The organism is Pseudomonas sp. URMO17WK12:I12 (assembly GCF_000514395.1).
GTDB lineage: Bacteria > Pseudomonadota > Gammaproteobacteria > Pseudomonadales > Pseudomonadaceae > Aquipseudomonas > Aquipseudomonas mucoides.
Genome location: NZ_AZVV01000010.1, coordinates 317,838 through 323,980, shown reverse-complemented (window position 1 = coordinate 323,980; position 6,143 = coordinate 317,838). Strand labels below are relative to the sequence as shown.

Annotated in this window: 6 protein-coding genes; all 6 read right to left on the bottom strand. The window is 46.7% G+C overall.

Going from position 1 to position 6,143, the window contains the following annotated elements; translation table 11 throughout:
- Positions 1–65: 65 nt before the first annotated feature.
- The 6 genes from tnpB to D882_RS1000000133345 all read right to left on the bottom strand — a co-directional run bounded on the left by tnpB (position 66) and on the right by D882_RS1000000133345 (position 6,142).
- On the bottom strand, positions 66–437 hold the full coding sequence (gene tnpB / locus D882_RS01000000131165; protein ID WP_050590203.1) for an IS66 family insertion sequence element accessory protein TnpB: 372 nt from the start codon (positions 435–437) through the stop codon (positions 66–68).
- Between the two features lie 53 nt (positions 438–490).
- Positions 491–2,485 carry a nucleoside-diphosphate sugar epimerase/dehydratase gene (locus tag D882_RS0115730; RefSeq protein WP_027924133.1) on the bottom strand — a complete coding sequence of 665 codons (1,995 nt, stop codon included), beginning with the start codon at positions 2,483–2,485 and terminating at the stop codon, positions 491–493.
- Between the two features lie 102 nt (positions 2,486–2,587).
- Positions 2,588–3,607 (bottom strand): glycosyltransferase family 4 protein, encoded by a 1,020-nt coding sequence (locus tag D882_RS0115725; protein ID WP_027924132.1) that lies wholly within the window; start codon positions 3,605–3,607, stop codon positions 2,588–2,590.
- Positions 3,608–3,634: 27 nt separating this feature from the next.
- Positions 3,635–4,597 (bottom strand): NAD-dependent epimerase/dehydratase family protein, encoded by a 963-nt coding sequence (locus D882_RS0115720; protein WP_027924131.1) that lies wholly within the window; start codon positions 4,595–4,597, stop codon positions 3,635–3,637.
- Positions 4,594–5,595 carry a hypothetical protein gene (locus D882_RS0115715; protein WP_155953732.1) on the bottom strand — a complete coding sequence of 334 codons (1,002 nt, stop codon included), beginning with the start codon at positions 5,593–5,595 and terminating at the stop codon, positions 4,594–4,596. Before D882_RS0115715 ends, D882_RS0115720 begins: the two co-directional genes overlap by 4 nt.
- Before the next feature lie 22 nt (positions 5,596–5,617).
- Positions 5,618–6,142, bottom strand: coding sequence for a serine O-acetyltransferase (locus D882_RS1000000133345; RefSeq protein ID WP_027924129.1), 525 nt, complete (start codon positions 6,140–6,142; stop codon positions 5,618–5,620).
- Position 6,143: the final 1 nt, after the last annotated feature.

The window sequence follows — 6,143 nt, the reverse complement described above, 5'->3', positions numbered from 1 at the left end:
TCAGGATCACGGGGAGGTTTTCGGGCATGAATCATGCCTTGGATTATGCCGAATCAGGCCACGTATCAAGACGTCAAAACCTGATGAGGACGGTTGCAACCATCAAGTAGCCAGTTCAATTCCTGAACGGTCAGGATGATCGCTTCATCGTTGCCATCGGGCGATGTTTTAAATCGTTCGGATTCGAGGCGCTTGAGCCAAAGGCAGAAGCCATTGCGTTCCCAATATAAAATCTTCACGCAGTTGCGTGGCGTGTTGAGGAAGACGAAAAGCACAGAGTCGAATACCGCGACTTTGATATCCAGTTCGACCGGCGCGGCCAGGCCATCAATGAATTTTCGAAAGTCCACGGGTTTGGTGTAAAGATAGACTTTTTCGACGTTTGCATCGGGCGCATCATGGCGGGCTGGCTCTTGAGGGAGTCGGAAGCACCGCATCCTGGATCAGCTAAGTGCTTTGAATGTGGGGTTCATCGAGCGCTTACAAACAATCAGGGCTCGAGACGGCGTTGCAGGTAGATCCAGTCAACGATATCGCCGTCAGGGGTGTAGCCGCTGACGGTTTCGCGTAGGAGTTGGCGAATGCGTGAGTAGTCATCGTTTTCAACCGCATTCACCAACTCTGCCAGCTTCCCCTTAAGCTCATCCCAGGGAAGAAGATCCTCATTGGCGGTCATTATCATCGGATGCTGTGTGGCCGCTACGTTGTCGCCGATCAGTAATTCCTCGTAAAGCTTTTCACCTGGCCGAAGTCCCGTGAACTCAATGGCAATGTCACCGTGCAAGTTTTGTTCCGAACGCACACTCAAACCAGATAGGTGAATCATTTTTTCGGCGAGCTCAGCAATTTTTACCGGCTCGCCCATATCCAGAACAAACACGTCTCCGCCCTGCCCCATAGAACCCGCTTGGATTACCAATTGCGCTGCTTCAGGAATAGTCATGAAGTAACGAGTGATCTTGGGATGGGTAACGGTCAACGGCCCACCGGACTTTATTTGCTTATAAAACAGCGGAATTACAGAACCCGAAGAGCCCAGAACGTTGCCAAAACGGACCATCGTGAAACGGGTTTTATTGACGCGTGAAATTTTCGAATTGTCGCCAAAAAGGACAGGCGCTAATTCATGACTGAGCGCCTGAAGCGTCATTTCGGCAAGACGCTTTGTACTACCCATGACGTTGGTAGGGCGCACTGCTTTATCTGTAGAAATCAGGACAAAGTTAGCAACGCCGGCAGTCAGCGCCGCTTGCGCAGTATTAAGCGTTCCAATGACATTATTAAGAACACCTTCAGCGATATTGTGTTCAACCATCGGAACATGCTTATAAGCAGCGGCGTGATAAACGGTGTCAACCCGCCACGCCTTCATCACATCCAGCAACTTACTCTGATTGCGTACTGACCCCAGAATGGGTAGAAGCCGCACCGACAGGGATTCACGAGCGATACGCTGTTCCAATTCCGACGATATCGAATACAGGTTGAACTCACTGTGTTCAAACAACAAAAGCGTTGTGGGACGCAATGCGAGAATCTGTCGGCAAAGTTCGGAACCGATGGACCCTCCGGCTCCCGTTACCATTACAGCCCTGCCTTTCACACAGCGCTCGAGCAAATCGCTTTGGGCTGGAACCGCGTCACGGCCCAGTAAGTCAGCGATGTCTACTTCCTGAATATCATCGACCTTGACACGCCCACTTGCCAAATCCATAAAGCCTGGGACACTACGAACGTGTAAAGGGAATCCCTCAAGGAAACTTAAAATTTCTCTTCGCCGACCACGATTTGATGACGGAATGGCCAAGAGAATTTCCTGCGCACCCGAGACATCGATCATCTGCTGAATATGTTTAGGCTTATAAACGTGCAAGCCGGAAATGACTCTGTCGGCAATACTGCTGTCATCGTCAATAAATGCGACCGGCCGCATTACGCGCCCCATACGAAGTGCAGCGACAAGCTGATTACCGGCGGCACCAGCGCCATAGATGGCGACCTTCGTCAATCCATTATCCCTGCTTGTAAACGGCACATGCTGCGCCGCAGCGAACCAATCGCCCAAAAAATATTGGCGCATGGCTAGACGCAAGCCACCGATCATGATCAGGCTCAGCCACCAGTAATTAAACACAATCGATCGCGGTATGACTGTTTGATGGTTACTGTACCAATATACGACAAAGCCCAGAATAAGGGCCGACAAGCTCACAGCTTTGATGATAGCAATCAACGCATCATTACCGAAGTAACGCATCACAGCGCGGTACATCCCAAATCGGATAAACAGCGGAATCGACACGAGCGGAGCTGCCATAAAAAGCCAAAAATGCCTTTCAATGGGATTGATCATTTCGTCGATTCCCAATCGCACGACGAAAGACATCCAAAGCGCAACCCACACCAAGACCACGTCAGTACTGACCTGAATCAATCGCTTTTGTCGACGTGGCAATCCCAAGAGACGAACCCTGATGCTATCCATACACTGCTCACCGTTCTCTTATGCCCACACCTACCGAGTGAGGCCATCAATCATACATAATCACGGCAACCCCTAGGGGCTGACCAACGCATCTAGCGTAGTTTAATCGGAATGCTCAAGGGCGCCAGATTTAAATTTAATGGCGAGTAAAAGCAACGGTATGTAGGCAATAAGCACACCAGCGAACCCGCTTATCCGAAGCGTGGCAACCATAAATGCAAGCGGTAGTAACCAGAGAACATTAATTCCAAAAACCGCCATTGTCACGGGGAGGTGATTACCGTACCGGCGAGAAGCATATTGATAACCGTGACTGCGATGTGCTTCATAAATTTTGTCACCTCTTAGCAATCGGCGTATTAACGTAAAAGTAGCGTCATTGATGAATACGCCTAGGACTATTACCCAGGCACAAAATAGCTGAGGTGCAACCCAGGCGGAATGCAAAGATAATATACCGAGCGTGATACCGAGAAAGCCACTACCGGCATCTCCCATGAATATTTTGGCCGGCGGAAAGTTCCAAAAAAGAAAACCAGAGACGCACATAGCAAGAATCGCTGCAGGCCATATTAAATCGGGCAATCCCAGAACCCAATATATAAGACACATACCCAAACAGGCAGAAATGGCTTCAATACTCGCAAGACCATCGATACCGTCCATGAAATTATAAAGATTCAACAACCATACAAGATAAAATACGGCAAAGATATTTCCCAAAACACCAAAGTCTATAACTCTGCCAAAAATATTTAACGGCGCCAGCCCCTGTAAAAAAAACAACGTGACAACTGCACTTGCAAAGTGCCCCAGCAAGCGCCAACGAGCGGCGATATGACCGTGATCGTCCAAAAACCCCAATATCGCAATCCCCGAACCGGGCAAGAGCAACGACCACACCCACCCCCAAGACAGCAGTCCAAAAAAACCAAAGAACGGAAGCGCAATTAGAAAGGTTACAACTATCGCGACTCCGCCTCCTCTAGGAGTCGGAATTGTATGAGAACTCCGCGAGTTAGGTTTGTCTATAAGATTGGCAGCCAGTGCATACTTACGCAGCAACCATGTGGCAAAAAGCGCCGAGAAAAAGACCAAAATCAACATCCAAAACATCACCAACTCCCGACCAGAATCATGACCCGCCGATCAATATAAAACGTTGCCCGACTCACCGGCAATCATAAACTCTTTTGCGGCCAACGAAAGCTCGCTTCGCACGTCAAATGGTGCTTTCCATCCTAGAAGCGTCTGCGCCTTGGAGGAATCGATTAAAAAATAACCACATAGCTGCGTATAAAGCATTTTTTTGCGAAGCAGAATCGAACCGAACCGCAAAAAACCCAGTGGGATCGGGACTAGCACCAACTTACGTTGCATTCCTAGCGCGAGGCTTTCCAGAACTTCCGGAAGAGATACATCTACACCGTCGGATACTAAAAATAACTGATCAGCAGCGTTGGGGTGGACCATAGCCACTTTGATAAAGCTGACTAAATTAGCCAAAGAAATCATACTTCTTCTAGCAGCTACTTTACCAAAAGGTAGCGGCACACCAAGCTTTACGAGCCGCAGTAACCTTTTAAAATTACCAGGAGCATTAGCTGCATAAACCAATGGAGGTCTGATTATTACAAATTCCATCTTGCCCTTCAGCAATGAAGAAAGTGCTTGCTCAGCTTCAAATTTAGACACCGCATATTGCCTGACAGGATTAGCTTCAGACATTTCGGTAATTGGTTCGGCCGTGGTATCAGCACCATTGACACCTATTGAACTCATAAAAACAAACCGCTTAACACCGGCTTTCATGGATAGTTCAGCCAAAGCGATTGTTAAATCCCTGTTTACTTCTCGAAAAGCTAATAAAGGGTCAGAAACTACTTCTTTCATCTGATGAGCTCGCCCTGCCAGATGAACGACTACATCAATTCCCTTTAAAGCTTCTTCTACCAAGGCAGAATCTGCCAAGTCGCCGCACACAACCTGGATCCCCACCCCTAAATCACGCCACTTCCTTAACAGCGCCGTTACCTGCATTCCCTGACTGGACAACTCCTTGCAAAGAGCTGACCCAATAAATCCACCCGCCCCTGTAACCAATATTTTCATTTGGAGGTTACCACTCTAACTATTTCTTCCATCCACCCGGCCAATCGGTAGCGATGAAATATCGTTTCCGGTACATCGTCGTAAGGCAAATCAAGAAAACCATCATTAACAACAGGATTGTGCCGATCTACAATACAAATATTGCTTTCTTTATAGAAATCATAATTTCTAACATTAGAATTGGTCGTTATCAGCTTTTTCCTCGCCCCCAATGTTTCAAGAGTTCGCATCGTCAGCCCAGTTTGATTAGGATGTTCGATATCGAGTATAGCTTTAGATTGGTCAAATACCCGTTGGACTTCCGGCTTCGAAATTGGGTCAAATTTGAAATCTGAAATACTTGAATGACGAAAAGCACTATTCGTAAGACGGCAAAACCAATATACCCATTTTGCCTGCAGGTACAAATACAAGAATTTTTTAGCGCCTACAGGTAATTTTTGATTTATTTTTGAAATAACGCTATACCTATCGGTATGTGCTGTCCCAATAAAACTTATATCGTAAGAAAAAACCTTTTGTTGCTCCTTTTCAAACCCGCTTGAAAAGAACAACGGCCTAAAGTTGATGTTGTATTTTTTAGCATCTATCGCATCAAATGTAAAAGCATAGTCAAAAAAGGCAAGATTATCTACAGCCCATTTTCTATTGCCAAACGAATCCCACATGTACAATACAAACTTAGCTGCAGGATAGAGTTTTTTCCATGACGTGAGGGTGTCTTTGGACAAAGTTTGCCCATTTACTACAAATACATAATCAAATTTAACACCTGAAAACTTGCTGACACCTTCTCTGTAATATTTATCAGCGGTACCAATTACCGAACCTCTCCACACTTTAGTCAGCGCTTTGAGAAACGGACTGTCAAAGGGCCTATCTAGAAGAAAGCATACGTCCGCACCTTGACGAGTCAGCTCACTCTCGATTTCGGACTCATAGCCAAAAAACCGAGGTGCCACGTAAAGTATTTTTTTTCCAGCCAAGCCCTTTTCCAACTCAATTACCTACTCGTAAAAATCAAATAATTCTTGCGGGAATGCCGACGGCGACGCGCCCCGCAGGCACATCATTCAAAACCACTGCATTGGCACCTATCTTGGATCCTTCCCCAATGGTGATACCGCCAAGAATTTTCGCGCCGGCGCCAATGATTACATCGTCCAGAATAGTAGGTCGTCTCTCGGGGCAATAATTCATATCAGCCTCCTTGGCGCCAATAGTTACTCCCTGAAATATAGTAGCATTTGCACCAATTGAAGCGGCACCAATAACCGTACCTACTGTATGAGGTAAAAAAAGGCCAGGGCCGATTTTCACTTTTGCTGAGTATTCCAATCCAAAAACAACAAGATTTAACAAACAAACAATCTTGGAGATCGGTCCCATGTGGTGATGGGCGCACCAGTAAGCTAGTCGAATGAACGCCACCGGCATAAGTCGAATATTGAAGAATGCCTTAAGCGCGCCAAACTTTGAGACATTCGCACTCTTCCCAACCAAACTGTAATAACGCTCTAGATCACTCTTCAATAAAGTAATCATG

Bases quoted from the DNA above. Each gene is read 5' to 3' on its own strand.
- tnpB (WP_050590203.1), bottom strand. From the start codon at position 437: ATGCGGTGCTTCCGACTCCCTCAAGAGCCAGCCCGCCATGATGCGCCC.
- D882_RS1000000133345 (WP_027924129.1), bottom strand. From the start codon at position 6,142: ATGATTACTTTATTGAAGAGTGATCTAGAGCGTTATTACAGTTTGGTT.
- D882_RS0115720 (WP_027924131.1), bottom strand. From the start codon at position 4,597: ATGAAAATATTGGTTACAGGGGCGGGTGGATTTATTGGGTCAGCTCTT.
- D882_RS0115730 (WP_027924133.1), bottom strand. From the start codon at position 2,485: ATGGATAGCATCAGGGTTCGTCTCTTGGGATTGCCACGTCGACAAAAG.